This window comes from Pseudomonas sp. PD9R (genome assembly GCF_019200975.1).
Lineage (GTDB): Bacteria > Pseudomonadota > Gammaproteobacteria > Pseudomonadales > Pseudomonadaceae > Aquipseudomonas.
Window position 1 is genome coordinate 21,165 of sequence record NZ_JAHTMR010000012.1, and the last position, 13,697, is coordinate 34,861.

Annotated in this window: 14 protein-coding genes; 8 read left to right on the forward strand and 6 right to left on the reverse strand. The window is 60.0% G+C overall.

Annotated features, from left to right (window positions below):
- Positions 1-11: 11 nt before the first annotated feature.
- From KUF73_RS21470 to KUF73_RS21485, 4 genes are read left to right on the forward strand one after another with little or no spacing between them, the layout of a single operon-like run.
- Entirely contained in the window at positions 12-938 is a 927-nt protein-coding gene (locus KUF73_RS21470) for a metal ABC transporter substrate-binding protein (protein WP_218440036.1), read from the forward strand.
- On the forward strand, positions 935-1,771 hold the full coding sequence (locus KUF73_RS21475; protein ID WP_256345669.1) for a metal ABC transporter ATP-binding protein: 837 nt from the start codon (positions 935-937) through the stop codon (positions 1,769-1,771). The genes KUF73_RS21470 and KUF73_RS21475 overlap by 4 nt, the downstream gene beginning before the upstream one ends.
- Positions 1,771-2,670, forward strand: coding sequence for a metal ABC transporter permease (locus tag KUF73_RS21480; protein ID WP_218440037.1), 900 nt, complete (start codon positions 1,771-1,773; stop codon positions 2,668-2,670). Before KUF73_RS21475 ends, KUF73_RS21480 begins: the two co-directional genes overlap by 1 nt.
- Positions 2,671-3,582, forward strand: a complete 912-nt coding sequence (locus tag KUF73_RS21485) for a metal ABC transporter solute-binding protein, Zn/Mn family (RefSeq protein WP_218440038.1) — start codon at positions 2,671-2,673, stop codon at positions 3,580-3,582.
- Between the two features lie 122 nt (positions 3,583-3,704).
- On the opposite strand, the gene KUF73_RS21490 is transcribed toward KUF73_RS21485, so the two are convergent.
- The 5 genes from KUF73_RS21490 to KUF73_RS21510 all read right to left on the reverse strand — a co-directional run bounded on the left by KUF73_RS21490 (position 3,705) and on the right by KUF73_RS21510 (position 8,267).
- Positions 3,705-3,932, reverse strand: coding sequence for an MbtH family protein (locus KUF73_RS21490; RefSeq protein ID WP_128608950.1), 228 nt, complete (start codon positions 3,930-3,932; stop codon positions 3,705-3,707).
- 82 nt (positions 3,933-4,014) lie between these two features.
- The gene (locus KUF73_RS21495; protein WP_218440039.1) at positions 4,015-5,427 is read right to left on the reverse strand and encodes an aspartate aminotransferase family protein; all 1,413 of its coding nucleotides are present in this window, start codon (positions 5,425-5,427) and stop codon (positions 4,015-4,017) included.
- A gap of 143 nt (positions 5,428-5,570) precedes the next feature.
- Positions 5,571-6,056 carry a GNAT family N-acetyltransferase gene (locus KUF73_RS21500; RefSeq protein ID WP_218440040.1) on the reverse strand — a complete coding sequence of 162 codons (486 nt, stop codon included), beginning with the start codon at positions 6,054-6,056 and terminating at the stop codon, positions 5,571-5,573.
- Between the two features lie 208 nt (positions 6,057-6,264).
- Positions 6,265-7,590, reverse strand: a complete 1,326-nt coding sequence (locus KUF73_RS21505) for an ATP-binding protein (RefSeq protein WP_218440041.1) — start codon at positions 7,588-7,590, stop codon at positions 6,265-6,267.
- Entirely contained in the window at positions 7,587-8,267 is a 681-nt protein-coding gene (locus KUF73_RS21510) for a response regulator (RefSeq protein WP_218440042.1), read from the reverse strand. The genes KUF73_RS21505 and KUF73_RS21510 overlap by 4 nt, the downstream gene beginning before the upstream one ends.
- A gap of 291 nt (positions 8,268-8,558) precedes the next feature.
- On the opposite strand from KUF73_RS21510, the gene KUF73_RS21515 reads away from it, so the two are divergent.
- The 4 genes from KUF73_RS21515 (at position 8,559) to dsbG (ending at position 12,713) form a co-directional block, all read left to right on the forward strand.
- Positions 8,559-9,260, forward strand: a complete 702-nt coding sequence (locus KUF73_RS21515) for a hypothetical protein (protein WP_218440043.1) — start codon at positions 8,559-8,561, stop codon at positions 9,258-9,260.
- A 119-nt stretch (positions 9,261-9,379) separates the two neighbouring features.
- Positions 9,380-11,116 (forward strand): protein-disulfide reductase DsbD, encoded by a 1,737-nt coding sequence (gene dsbD, locus KUF73_RS21520; RefSeq protein ID WP_218440044.1) that lies wholly within the window; start codon positions 9,380-9,382, stop codon positions 11,114-11,116.
- On the forward strand, positions 11,116-11,970 hold the full coding sequence (locus KUF73_RS21525) for a TlpA disulfide reductase family protein (RefSeq protein WP_218440045.1): 855 nt from the start codon (positions 11,116-11,118) through the stop codon (positions 11,968-11,970). Before dsbD ends, KUF73_RS21525 begins: the two co-directional genes overlap by 1 nt.
- Positions 11,946-12,713: a thiol:disulfide interchange protein DsbG gene (gene dsbG, locus KUF73_RS21530; RefSeq protein ID WP_218440046.1), complete on the forward strand. Its 768-nt coding sequence runs from the start codon at positions 11,946-11,948 to the stop codon at positions 12,711-12,713. Before KUF73_RS21525 ends, dsbG begins: the two co-directional genes overlap by 25 nt.
- Before the next feature lie 70 nt (positions 12,714-12,783).
- Here the strand turns inward: dsbG and KUF73_RS21535 are convergent, their stop codons facing one another.
- Positions 12,784-13,608 carry an alpha/beta fold hydrolase gene (locus KUF73_RS21535; protein ID WP_218440047.1) on the reverse strand — a complete coding sequence of 275 codons (825 nt, stop codon included), beginning with the start codon at positions 13,606-13,608 and terminating at the stop codon, positions 12,784-12,786.
- Positions 13,609-13,697: the final 89 nt, after the last annotated feature.

Here is a 13,697-nt window from a genome sequence, read left to right on the forward strand (position 1 = left end):
ACCGCTTTCCCATGCCCATTTCATCTCTACGCTCTGTACTGCGCCTGGCACTGATCGGCCTGCTGGCCTGCCTGCTGACTCCCCTGGCCATTGCCGACGAGGCCAAGCGCCTGCGCATCGGCATCACCCTGCATCCTTATTACAGCTACGTGGCGAACATCGTCGGCGACAAGGCCGATGTGGTGCCACTGATTCCGGCCGGTTTCAACCCTCACGCCTATGAACCACGGGCCGAGGACATCAAGCGCATCAGCGGGCTCGACGTGATCGTGCTCAACGGCGTTGGTCATGACGACTTCGCCGACCGCATGATCGCCGCCAGCGAAACCCCGAACATCCCGGTGATCGAAGCCAACGAAAACGTACCGCTGCTGGCCGCTACCGGCGTTGCCGCGCGCGGTGCCGGCAAAGTGGTCAACCCGCATACCTTCCTGTCGATCAGCGCCTCCATCGCCCAGGTCAATAACATCGCAAGAGAACTGGGCAAGCTCGACCCGGCCAATGCCAAAACCTACACCGAAAATGCCCGCGCCTATGGCAAGCGCCTGCGCAAGATGCGCGCCGACGCCCTGACCAAACTGACTCAGGCACCAAACGCCGAACTGCGGGTGGCCACGGTGCACGCAGCCTACGATTACCTGTTGCGCGAGTTCGGCCTGGAAGTGACCGCCGTGGTCGAACCGGCCCACGGTATCGAGCCGAGCCCGAGCCAACTGAAGAAGACCATCGACCAACTGCGCGAACTGGACGTGAAGGTGATCTTCTCGGAGATGGATTTCCCGTCCACCTACGTCGACACCATCCAGCGTGAATCCGGGGTGAAGCTGTATCCGCTGTCGCACATTTCCTACGGCGAATACACCGCCGACAAGTATGAAAAGGAAATGACCGGCAACCTCAACACCGTGGTGCGGGCGATTCAGGAGTCCGGTTCATGACCGCAAAAGAAACCCTCAACGAATCCCCTGTGGGAGCGAGCCTGCTCGCGAGGACGGATTCAGCCGTTACACATACGTCGACTGACACGCCGCTGTCGCGAGCGGGCTCGCTCCCACAGGTTTCCGGGCCGACGCTGGATTTTGTAGATGTCAGCCTGACACTGGGCCGCACGACGATCCTCGACAACGTCACTTTCAAGGTTCATCCCGGCAGCGTGCATGCACTGGTCGGCCCCAACGGTGGCGGCAAGAGTTCGCTGATCAAGACCTTGCTCGGGCAGATGCCTCATCAGGGCCGTCTGACCCTGCAATGGCCGGGCAATCCCGGCACCATCGGCTACGTGCCGCAGGCACTGGAATTCGACCGTGGCCTGCCAATGACCGTCGATGATTTCATGGCCGCGATGTGCCAGCGACGCCCGGCGTTTCTCGGATTGAGCAAGCACTACGCGGCGGCGATTGGCGAGGCGCTGGAACGGGTCGGCATGCAGGACAAACGCAAGCGACGCATGGGTGCTCTGTCTGGCGGCGAGCGCCAGCGGGTGTTGCTGGCGCAAGGGTTGATTCCGGCGCCGCAGTTGCTGGTGCTCGATGAGCCGATGTCGGCCCTCGACGAGGCCGGCATTCAGGTGTTCGAACGCCTGCTTGGTGACTGGCGCCAAAGCGGCATCACCGTACTGTGGATCGAGCACGATCTGGAAGCCGTGGGGCGTCTGGCCGATCACGTCACCGGCCTCAATCGCCGGGTGCTGTTCGACGCCACGCCACAACAGGCACTGACCCCGGATCGTCTGCTGACGCTGTTTTCGACCCATCCACGGAGCCTTGCCTGATGAGCTACGAAGCCTTTCGTTTGATGGTGCAAGGCTGGGCCTCCTCGGGTTACCTGCCCGAGGCGCTGGCCTATGGATTTGTCGTCAACGCGCTGCTCGCCGGATTGCTCATCGGCCCGGTACTGGGCGGTTTGGGCACGTTGGTGGTGGTCAAGCGCTTCGCGTTTTTCTCCGAAGCCGTGGGTCATGCGGCGCTGACCGGCGTGGCCATCGGCATCCTGCTCGGCGAACCCTACACCGGGCCTTATGGCAGCCTGTTCGGCTACTGTCTGCTGTTCGGCATCCTGCTCAATTACCTGCGCAACCGCACCGGCCTGGCGCCGGACACCTTGATCGGTGTGTTCCTCTCGGTGTCCCTGGCACTGGGCGCGAGCCTGTTGTTGATTCTGGCGGGCAAGATCAACGTGCACATTCTGGAGAACGTGCTGTTTGGTTCGGTGCTGACAGTCAACGGCAATGACCTGCTGGTGCTGGCCATCGTCGGTTCGCTGGTGATGGCGCTGGCCTTGCCGCTGTACAACCGCATCATGCTCGCCAGCTTCAACCCGCAATTGGCGGCGGTGCGCGGTGTGGCGGTGAAAACCCTGGATTACCTGTTCGTGATTCTGGTGACCCTGATCACCGTTGCCGCAGTGAAAGTCATCGGTGCGATTCTGGTCGGTGCCTTGCTGGTCATTCCGGCAGCGGCGGCACGTTTGCTCAGCCAATCGCTGAAAGGCTTTTTCTGGTGTTCGGTGCTGATCGCTACGGTGAGCACACTGTGCGGGATTCTTGCGCCGATTGTCTTTGACCTGCCGATCCCGTCCGGCGCCGCGATCATTCTGGTGGCCGGTATCGCCTTTGCCCTGTCCGCCATCGCGCGCGGTGTCGTCCCCAGCCTGAAAGGGAACCTTGGATAAATGCCATTCTCTCTGCGACAACTGACCTTCGCCATCGCCCTGTGCGGGTTGGCCCACACCACATTCGCGTCTGACAACGCCAAACCGCTGCGCGTGCTGGCGTCCTTGCCAGTCACTTATGGCTTGGGCGAAGTGCTGCTCAAAGGCACCGACGTCAGCCTCGAACGCGCCGCCCCGGCGAATCTGCCCGGCAGTCGTCAGACCGCTTACTTCACCGGTCGTGGCGCCCCGGCACTGGCCACACTGGCGACCAACGCCGACGCGGTGATTGGCCTGCGCTCGCTGTGGCCGGATGATCCGCTGTACCCGATCGCGCGGCGCAGCAACATCCGCATCATCGAAGTCGACGCCGCTCGCCCGGTCGACGGCGCCCTGCCCGGCATTGCCGTGCAGCCGGGCAACAAGGTTGATGGTTTGAACAGCCAACCGTGGCTGGCCAGCAATAACATGGGAAGGATGGCGGACGTGATGGCGGCGGACCTGGTGCGTCTGGCACCTGCGGCCAAACCTGCCATTGAGGCGAATCTGGCAGCGCTCAAGCAACGTTTGCTCAAGCTCAGCGCCGACAGCGAAGCGCGTCTGGCGGCCACCGATAACCTTAGCGTGATGAGCCTGAGCGATCACTTCGGTTATCTGATCGGTGGTCTTAACTTGGAGCTGGTCGGCCTTGATGCCCGGCCGGATGCTGAATGGACGCCTGAAGCGCTGAAAGAATTGGCCGCGATGCTCAAGGAGAATAACGTCGCGGTGGTGCTGCATCATCGTCAGCCATCCGATGCGCTGAAAGCAGTGATCAGCGAGTCCGGGAGTCGGTTGGTGGTGTTGAGCACCGATGCCGAAGACCCGGTGGCAGAACTGGAAGGGAATGTGGATTTGGTCATCAAGGGGCTGGACGGAGGGCCTTCGGCCTAAGGTCAAAAGATCGCAGCCTGCGACAGATCCTACAGGGTGCATTCCATGTAGGAGCTGCCGCAGGCTGCGATCTTTTGATGTTAAAAAACCCGCTGAATGCGGGTTTTTTGTGCGCAGTGACTTTAGTGAGCCACAGCCGCCTGCTCGTCCATCTTCTGGCGCAAGCTCAGCGGACGCATGTCAGTCCAGGTTTCCTCGATGTAAGCCAGGCATTCCTTTTTCAGCCCGCTTTTACCCACGGTACGCCAGCCCTCCGGCACCGCCTTGTAATCAGGCCAGATCGAGTATTGCTCTTCGTGGTTGACCACGACTTGAAAGAGGATGTCCTCGCGGTCGAATACTGAAGTCATGCTGTTTCTCCATCACTGTAGGGTGGGCTGCAACATTGCGTGCAGCCGCTATGTAGAAGGAACGTTCCGAGGGCCGGAAAATTTAGAGGCTGGCAGTGGCTGCCGCCATGGCCCGGCCGAATATCTCGGCCACGCGGTCGATTTCCGTGGCGGTAATCACCAGCGGTGGCAGGAAACGCACCACGCCGCCATACCGACCGCCCAGTTCGAGGATCAAGCCGCGCTTGAGGCACTCGCGCTGCACCAGTGGCGCCAGGTGCGCAAACACTGGCGGATGACCCAACGCATCCGGCGTGCCGGTCGGATCGACCAGTTCGACGCCAAGCATCAGCCCACGACCACGAATGTCCCCCAATTGCGGGAAGTCCCGCTGCAGGATGCGCAGGTGTTCGCTCAGACGTTCGCCCATGGCGGCGGCGTGTTCGCACACCTTGTGCTCGACCAGGTAACGCATCACCGCAGAACCGGCAGCCATCGCCATCTGGTTGCCGCGGAAGGTCCCGGCGTGCGCGCCCGGCAGCCAGGTGTCGAGCCAGTTGCGATAAACCACCACCGCCAACGGCAAACTGCCGCCGATGGCTTTGGACATCACCACCACATCCGGAATGATCCCGGCGTGCTCGAAGGCGAACATTTTGCCGGTGCGGGCGAATCCGCTCTGGATTTCATCGACGATCAGGACCACGCCGGCCTTTTCGGTGATCCGGCGCAAACCACGCAGCCAGCCAAGATCGGCCGGGATCACTCCGCCCTCGCCCTGCACCACTTCAACGATCACCGCCGCTGGCAATTGCACGCCGGCCTCGGGATCGTTGAGCAAATTTTCCAGGTAACTCAGGTTGGCCTTCACCCCTTGCGCGCCGCCCAGGCCGAACGGGCAACGATAATCGTAAGGGTACGGCATGAACTGCACGCCACTGCTGAGCAACGCGCCCAAAGGCTTTTTCGGTCCCAGGCTGCCCATCAAACTTAGCGCGCCCTGGCTCATGCCGTGGTAACCGCCCTGGAACGACACCACAGTGCTGCGTCCGGTGGCGGTGCGCACCAGCTTCAGCGCAGCTTCTACAGCGTCGGTGCCAGTGGGGCCGCAAAACTGGATTTTCGCTTCGGCAGCCAGCGCCGGTGGCAGCAGGCCGAACAGGTCCTGAACGAATTGATCTTTGACCGGTGTGGTCAGGTCCAGCGTGTGCAACGGCAATTCATCAGTCAGCACTTGCTGAATGGCTTCGATCACCACTGGATGGTTATGCCCAAGGGCCAGAGTTCCGGCGCCGGCCAGACAGTCGATGAACGTGCGACCTTCGACGTCTTCGACATACAAACCCTTGGCACGCTTGAGCGCCAGGGGAATGCGTCGCGGGTAGCTGCGGGCGTTGGATTCCTGCTGGCTCTGACGGGCCAGCAACGGCGATTCATTGAACTGATAAAGCGTCTCGGCAGGCGTCGGGGCGACCCGGGCCGGCGGCTCTTCGATAAGGCTGGTAGCGACTGACATCTCTCGACCCCTCAATACGCTGTGGATAGTGACCAAAACTGCACACCGGGCAGGTGCGCGTTCCGGTCACGGGGCGCACTTGCAGGTTTTCCTGTTCTGGAAACGCATCAGCGCCTCAAGGATTTAGACCCTCGATCAGCTTTCTATGAGGGGGGCGGTAGTCCTTTGTGCATGGGAATGGCATGGAGCCCCGCGACCATGAAGGTTCGGGCGCATGGCTGGTAACCCAGATGCCGGTAAAACGCCTCGCTGGTTTTGGTGCTGTTGAGTTGTGCCCGGTACAAGCCCTGCCCCATCAACCAGGCTTCGAGGTCTTGCACCAGAGCCTGCCCGGCTCCCCGGCGAAACCATTCCGGCTGGACGTAACAGAACGCCACCTTGCCGCTGATCGCAGCCATGGCGACACCCACCGGTTTGTCCTGCAACAGGGCGATGTTCAGATACAGCCGTGGGTCGGTGAGCCAGGGCTGGATGTGTTCAATCGTTTTGTTGTGGGTCCAGATAGCAACGGTTTGCGGATCGTTGCGATGATCGAGCGCGCAACCGACGCGGATCGAGCGCTCTATGATGCGGCTGATGATGCCGGCGTCGGCCGGGGTGGCCTTGCAGATGTGTATCGGGTCATCCATGGCGCTGTTACCTCAATCCATTGAGTCAAAGCTGCGAGGGACGATAGCGCGATGTCGACAGGTGGCCTAATGGAGAGACGTTACTTTTGATGTACAACACATCCCCCCTGTAGGCGCTGCCGAAGGCTGCGATCTTTTGACTTTGATTTTCAGAAACAGATCAAAAGATCGCAGCCTTCGGCAGCTCCTACAGGGGGTGTGGTGTTGCTCAGACCGGTTGCAACGGCATGGTCAGTTCCACTCGCAAACCATCCGGTCGACTGTCAAAACGCAGGGTGCAGCCGCAGCGTTGAACGATGGCCTGAACAATTGCCAGCCCGAGGCCGCAGCCGGTGCTCTGGCCATTGCGCCAGAAGCGTTGGGTCAGGTGTTGCAGGTCATCTTCGGCAATGCCCGGCCCGTGATCGCGCACCACAAACTGCACGCGATTGCCGGTGGTTTGCAGGCTCAACTCCACTGCGCCTTCACCGGGGGTATGGCGCAATGCGTTGTCCAGCAAGTTGCGCAGCGCGGCAATCGACAGCACTGCGGGCATTTGCACGGGGGCGGGCGAAACCTTGGCCGGCAGTTGAAATCTGATGCGCTGGCGATCACCGCCAGCGGTGTCCTGAATGGCCAGTTTCGCCACTTGTTCGGCGCTGCATTGCACACCGTCATCGAACGACAGACTGCCCTCTACGCGCGCCAGCAACAGCAATTGCTCAAGAGTCCGATGCAAGCGATCAGCGCCCTCCTCGGCCCGGGCCAGGGATTGATCCCGGGCCGCGCCATCGGTCATGCGCGCCACTTGCAAGTGGGTCTTGATCGCGGTCAGCGGACTGCGCAGCTCGTGGGCGGCGTCACCGGTCAGGCGACGCTCGCGTTCGATGGTCTTGCCGATGCGCTGGAACAGCTGATTCTGCGTGTCCAGCAACGGTTGCAGCTCGCTGGGCAATGGCTGCACCTGCAACGGTTCGAGCGAGTCGGGGCTGCGGCGCATCAAGGCGTCACGCATGCGGTTGAGCGGTGCCAACCCCTGGCCAATGCCCAGCCAGAGCAGGCACAGACAACCAAGCAACGCCACGCCCACCGGCACCGAAGCGGCCAGCAGGATCGACATGTTCAAGGCTTCACGCTCGATCTGCCGATCAGCGGTGGTAATGCGCAGATCGCCGCGGGCCAGTGTGAAACTGCGCCACGGTGCGCCGTCGATCATTTGATCGTGGAAGCCCATTTTCTCGGCTTCCAGGGGCTGCCCCGGATCGCTATGACTGCGGGCGAGAATTTCCCCGCGCAACGAACTGACCTGACAGGCCATGCCACCAGGAATATTCAATTGTTCTGCGCTGAAATGCGTGCCCTCGCCTTTACTCGGCACCGGCGGCAATTGCTCCATCAACCCGGCGACCATTCGCGCCGAAGCGACCAACCGCTGATCGAGGGAAAACATCATTTGGTTGCGCAGGTCGCTGAGCATCCAGGCTGCTGCCAGGGCCCAGATCAAGGCAAACGCGCCGCCGAGCGTCAGGCTCAGGCGTAAACGCAAACTCATCACTTCTGTTGTTCTCCGCCATCAGCCGGGCCCAGGCGATAACCCAGGCCGCGCACCGTCTCGACAATGCCGTTGCCGAGTTTGCGCCGCAGGTGATGGATATGGACGTTGAGGGCATTGCTTTCCAGTTCGTCGTTGAACCCGTAGACGCTGTCCTTGAGTTGCTCGGTGGACAGCACGCGGCCACGGTTATGCAGCAAGGCCTGCAGCAGCGACTGTTCGCGGCGCGACAGGTCCACCGGTTGGCCGCCGAGGGTGGTTTCGCGACTGCTCGGGTCGTAGGTCAGCGCGCCGTGTTCGATCAGATTGACGCTGCGCCCCGCCACCCGCCGCAGCAGTGTGTGCAGGCGTGCAGCCAGCTCACGCAGATCGAAAGGCTTGAGCAAGTAATCGTCGGCACCGGCCTGCAGGCCGTCGACGCGATCGGTCACCGAGTCCCGGGCCGTGAGAATCAGCACCGGCAACTCCAGTCCGTTGTGGCGCAACTGCTGTAGCAACTTGAGGCCGTCTTCGTCGGGCAAGCCAAGGTCGAGCACTATCACATCGAACTCGGCGACCTTGAGCATCGCCCGGGCGGCAGACGCCGTGGCCACATGCTCGACCGTCAGGCCCTGGGCAGTCAGGCCGGCGACAATGCCGCTGGCGATCAACTCATCGTCTTCGCAAACCAGTACGTGCATGGGAGCTCCATGTGTAAAAACGTGAGTCAAACAGCTGTGGATTAAGCCGCAATTATGGCAAGCGCACCGACGGACGAACAGCACCGGAACATTTCGTTGGCCTGCTGCTTCTTGGCTGCGGTTAATCCAACCGTTAAGCGTGTTATCCAGAAGAAACAAACAGCCATTAAAAATGCCTATAAAAACTTCCACAAAGAAAGCTAACCTCACACCAACTTCGGAAAGCGAAGTTCATAAAACAGTAAACACCCAATACTTTTCATACTTCTTTTATCTGAAAGGAATCAGATGATGCCAGCACTTAAAAACGTCGTTGCCGTTGATTGGCGCTCCGGTAAAGACCGTTGTTATTTCTTCTTCAAAGACAGCAATACCTATAGCCGCTTTGATATAGGTGCCAATCGGGTTGCAGACGGACATCCCGTGGAAGTCAAAGAAAGCAATTGGGGCAGATTCCACACTCATGTCAAAAACCTGCGCTTCGGATTCGCCACCACCGGCATTGCACCCGACACGGTAGGAGCCATTGATGACGATGTTTTATGGCTTTTCTATTATGACAAAGGCGTGCCAATGGTCTGCAAATTCGATCAGGATCTTGATGAAGTCAGGGGCCTGTATCCAGTCTCGAAAACGTTATGGGCACCACTACTTCCCTATTTTAATCGAATCGTGGCGGGTACCTGGTGGCAACTCGTTGGCCATAGCCAGGCATTTCGATTCCTCATGAACGACGGGCACTCGGTTGCCTTCGACTATAAAAGAAAACACATACTCCTCGAAAAGATCGACGCCAACTCTTGGCCGGGACTTTCTCACTACAAAGATCGAATTATAACGGCCGTCCAAAACGACCGGACTTTCGCCGACAGTTATTACTATATTTTCCTGACCAACAACCAATACATACGCTACAACATCCAAAGGAACCGAGCAGAGTCCGGCCCGATCAATGTGGACGAAGAGTCCTGGCCCGGTTTGCTGGACGACTGACCCTTCGCGCAGGCCCGTTCACCCAGAATCGGGCCCCATCGCTCAACCCCACCGGTTAATCATCGGTTAATCGCCGCCGCCCATTGTGCTCCCCATCAGCACAGAGCCAAGGCTTATCCATGCGTCGATTGTTTTTACTTTTTGTTCTCTTGATCTCGGGTCTGGCCCAGGCGGGAACCAATCCGTTTGAGACCAAACCCGACTTTCTTCCCGTCGGCAAAGCTTTCATTTTTACCTCCGAGCGCCTCGAGTCCGGGGAGACTCAGCTGTTCTGGCAGATTGCCGATGGCTATTACCTGTATCAGAAGCGTCTCAAATTTGATGGCTTGCCTGCTGATCAGCATCCGGTGCTGCCGGAGGGCGAAGCCCACAGCGACGAGTATTTCGGTGAGCAGCAGGTCTATCGCCAGGGCCTGGAGCTGAAGATTCCGGCAGGCGCCAACGGCCAAATCAAGGTGGGGTTCCAGGGCTGTGCCGATGCCGGTTTGTGTTATCCACCGCAGACTCAAGTTGTAGACCTTGGCAACAACAGCACCGCCAATCCCGTTGTTGAAGCGCCGGACCAAGCGTTAGCCAGTGGCCTGCAACAGCGCGCATTGGGCTGGAGCCTGTTGGTGTTCTTCGGTCTGGGTTTACTGCTGGCGTTTACCCCATGCACATTGCCAATGCTGCCAATCCTGGCCGGGCTGATCGTTGGCAGCGGTGCTTCGCCCAAGCGCGGTTTCGCCTTGGCCGGCAGTTATGTGGTGAGCATGGCGCTGGTCTATGCGGCAATGGGCGTGCTCGCGGCGTCGTTGGGTGCAAACCTGCAGGCGCTATTGCAGAACCCTTGGCTGCTGGGCAGTTTCGCGGCGATTTTCGTTCTGTTGGCGTTGCCAATGTTCGGTTTCTTTGAACTGCAATTGCCGGTGGCCGTGCGTGACCGCCTGGAGAACGTTTCACGCAATCAACGCGGTGGCAGCCTGATCGGCGCAGGTGTGCTGGGGGCGTTGTCGGGTCTGCTGGTCGGCCCTTGCATGACGGCGCCACTGGCCGGTGCGCTGCTCTACATCGCACAAAGCGGCAATGCGCTGCACGGTGGGTTGATTCTGTTCGCCATGGGCATCGGCATCGGCGTGCCGTTGTTGTTGCTGGTGACTGTCGGCAACCGTTTCCTGCCCAAACCCGGCGCCTGGATGAATTTGCTCAAAGGCGCGTTTGGTTTCCTGTTCCTGGCCACGGCATTGCTGATGCTACGTCCTGTGCTGGATGAATCGTTGTGGGTCGGTTTGTGTGGGGCGCTGTTGCTGATCGCCGCTTACAGCGCCTGGAAACAGTCGGAAGGTTTCGGTCGCATCGCCCACTTGTTCGGTGCCAGTTCGCTGCTGCTCGGTGTGTGGGGCAGCCTGTTGATGATCGGTGCCGCCGGTGGCAGTGATGATCTGTTCAAACCGTTGCAGGTTTTCCGTGCCTCCAATTCGGCCATTGCGGCGGTTCCAACCGGTCACGACGCCTTCACCACCATCAAGGAGCCCGCCGCCCTGCAACGGGAACTCGATGCGGCGCAGGCTCAAGGCCAATGGGTACTGCTGGACTATTACGCCGACTGGTGTGTGTCGTGCAAGATCATGGAAAAACAGGTGTTCGGTCAGCCGCAGGTACTGCAAGCCCTGAGCGATGTGCGCTTGCTCCGGCTGGATGTCACCGCCGACAATGCCGCCAGCCGCGAATTGCTCGGCCGCTATAAAGTGCCGGGGCCACCGAGCTTTCTGTGGATTGGTGCCGACGGCGAAGAGCGGCGCAGCCAGCGCATCACCGGCGAGGTTGATGCCGGCACATTCCTGCAACGCTGGACCACCACCCGAGACGCTCGTTAATGCTGACATTCACCCTCGGCACTTTTGCCATCGCGCTTAACCACCTTTTGCTGATCAGTGCATTGGCGCTGGCGACGTTTGTCGGCTGGCGGGTGGCCAAGCGCGGTGGTGAAAATCCCGAGTCGGCGTTGTTCAGTCTGTTCCTGATCGGGATGCTGGCGGCGCGAGTCAGTTTCGTCGGCGTTTACTGGATGCATTATCGCAATGACCCGTGGCAGATCATCGACCTGCGCGACGGTGGCTTTCTTGCCTGGCCGGGGGTGATTGCTCTGGTGCTCGCGTCTGTTTACCGTGCCTGGCGCCGCCCCGGTTTGCGTCGCCCGCTGGGCTTTGGCGTGGCCAGCGGTCTGGCGTTCTGGCTGCTGGCGACCTTCTCCCTGAGCATTTACGAACAAGGTACGCGCCTGCCGGAAATCACCCTGCGTAACGCCGCAGGTGAAACCGTGCAACTGGCCGATTACAAGGGCGGCCCGCTGGTGATCAATCTCTGGGCTACCTGGTGTCCGCCGTGCCGCCGGGAAATGCCAGTGCTGGAAAACGCCCAGCAACAGCGCCCCGATCTGACCTTTCTGTTCGTCAATCAGGCCGAAAGCATGCAAAGCGTCAGCACCTTCCTGGAAACCCAGGGGCTGAGCCTGTCTAACGTGCTGTTCGACGGCGGCGGCCGCCTGGGCCAGGCCGTCGGTTCCATGGCCTTGCCGACTACTCTTTTCTACAGCCCAGAAGGTCGCCTGTTGGGCAGCCATCTGGGTGAACTGTCGCAAGCCAGCCTCGCTCGCGCTCTGGAAAACTTCGACACCGCACCTGCCACCTCTTCAAGGAAACTGCCATGCACCGCCTCCGCCACCTGCTGACCCTGAGCCTGGGTGCCGCTCTGCTGCACCTGCCGTCGGTGCAGGCTGAAGAGTTGCCCGATGCGATCAAGAAGATTGAAGCCAAAGGCGCGAAAATCGTCGGCCAGTTCGACGCTCCCGACGGCTTGCGCGGTTATGCGGCGCAATTTCAAAGCCGTGGCATGGCGCTGTACCTGACCCCGGATGGCAAGCATGTGCTGCTGGGCAATCTGTACGACGCCGAAGGCAACGACCTGAGCAGTGCGCCGTTGCAAAAACTGGTATATGCGCCAATGGCCAAGGAAGTCTGGGGCAAGATGGAAGCGAGCAACTGGATCGGTGACGGCGACAAGAATGCCCCACGTGTCGTCTACCTGTTCAGTGACCCGAACTGCCCTTACTGCAACATGTTCTGGGAACAGGCACGACCATGGGTGAAGGCCGGCAAGGTGCAGTTGCGGCACATAATGGTCGGCATTATTCGTGAAGACAGCCCGGGCAAATCTGCTGCGCTGCTCGCCGCCAAGGACCCGCAAAAGGCCCTGCAAGACCACGAAGCCGCTGGCAAGAGCAGTTCGCTCAAGGCCATGAAAGAAGTGCCGCCGGCGATTCAGGCGAAACTCGCGGCGAACATGCAGTTGATGGAAGAGCTTGAACTGCAAGCCACGCCGGCGATTTTCTATATGGATGACAAGGGCGAGTTGCAACAGCAACAAGGTGCACCGTCACCGGATAAGTTGGCGAAGATTCTTGGGCCCAAATAAGCAAGATCAAAAGATCGCAGCCTGCGGCAGCATTCCAATGGAGGAGCTGCCGCAGGCTGCGATCTTTTTCTCAACCGCGACGCGGATTTCTGTCAGTCAAAAATGCCAGCAACGTCGCTGTGACAAACCCCGGATTCTCCAAATTTGAAATATGCCCCGCCTCCGGCACCAGTACACATGGGCAGCCGATCAACTCGGCCATCTCATGGGCTTCCGATAGTGGCCGTGGTTTGTCCTGATCCCCACACATCACCAGCGTATTGGCCGCATTCAACTCACCCAATCGCGGCAACACATCATCCCGTCCAAACGTAATCCGCCCCATTGGCACAATGCTGTCGCGCAGGCGTTCAGCAGGCAGCGCGGCCAGTTTGGCGCGAAATCCCTGATACAGCGCCGAGTGCGGATCGATACCCGGACGGAAGAAAATCGGCACCACGATATCCAGCAGTTGCGGCGAGATCACGCCGGTTTCTTCAATCATCTTGAACAGTGAAAAGTAGTACTGACGGGTCGGTTCCGGCTCGACACCGACATAGGTGTCCATCAGTACAAGGCCGTTGAGCCGTTGCGGTGCCGACAGCGCAAGCCGCACGCCCCACATGCCACCGACCGACAGGCCGACCAGCGTCACACGATCGATATGCAGATGATCGAGCAACGCCAATGCCTGGCGCGCTACGTCGTCCAGCGACGTTGTGCTGGCAGGCAACGGCCCGGATTCACCGTGGCCCCAAAGGTCCAGGGCGATCACCCGATACTGTTGCGACAACGCGGCGATCTGCGGCGCCCACATGGTTTGGTCCCACAGGTAACTGCCGGCCAGCAAAACCGCCGGGCCAGTGCCTTGGTCGATGTAGTGAAGGGGTTGGCCGTCTATGGTTACGAAGGGCATCAAGTGACTCCGCGCAATAAAGTGGAGCCCGAAGGCTGAGTGGCTGACGGCATGTAGTCAATCGGGAAAATGTACGCGTTTGTACAGCC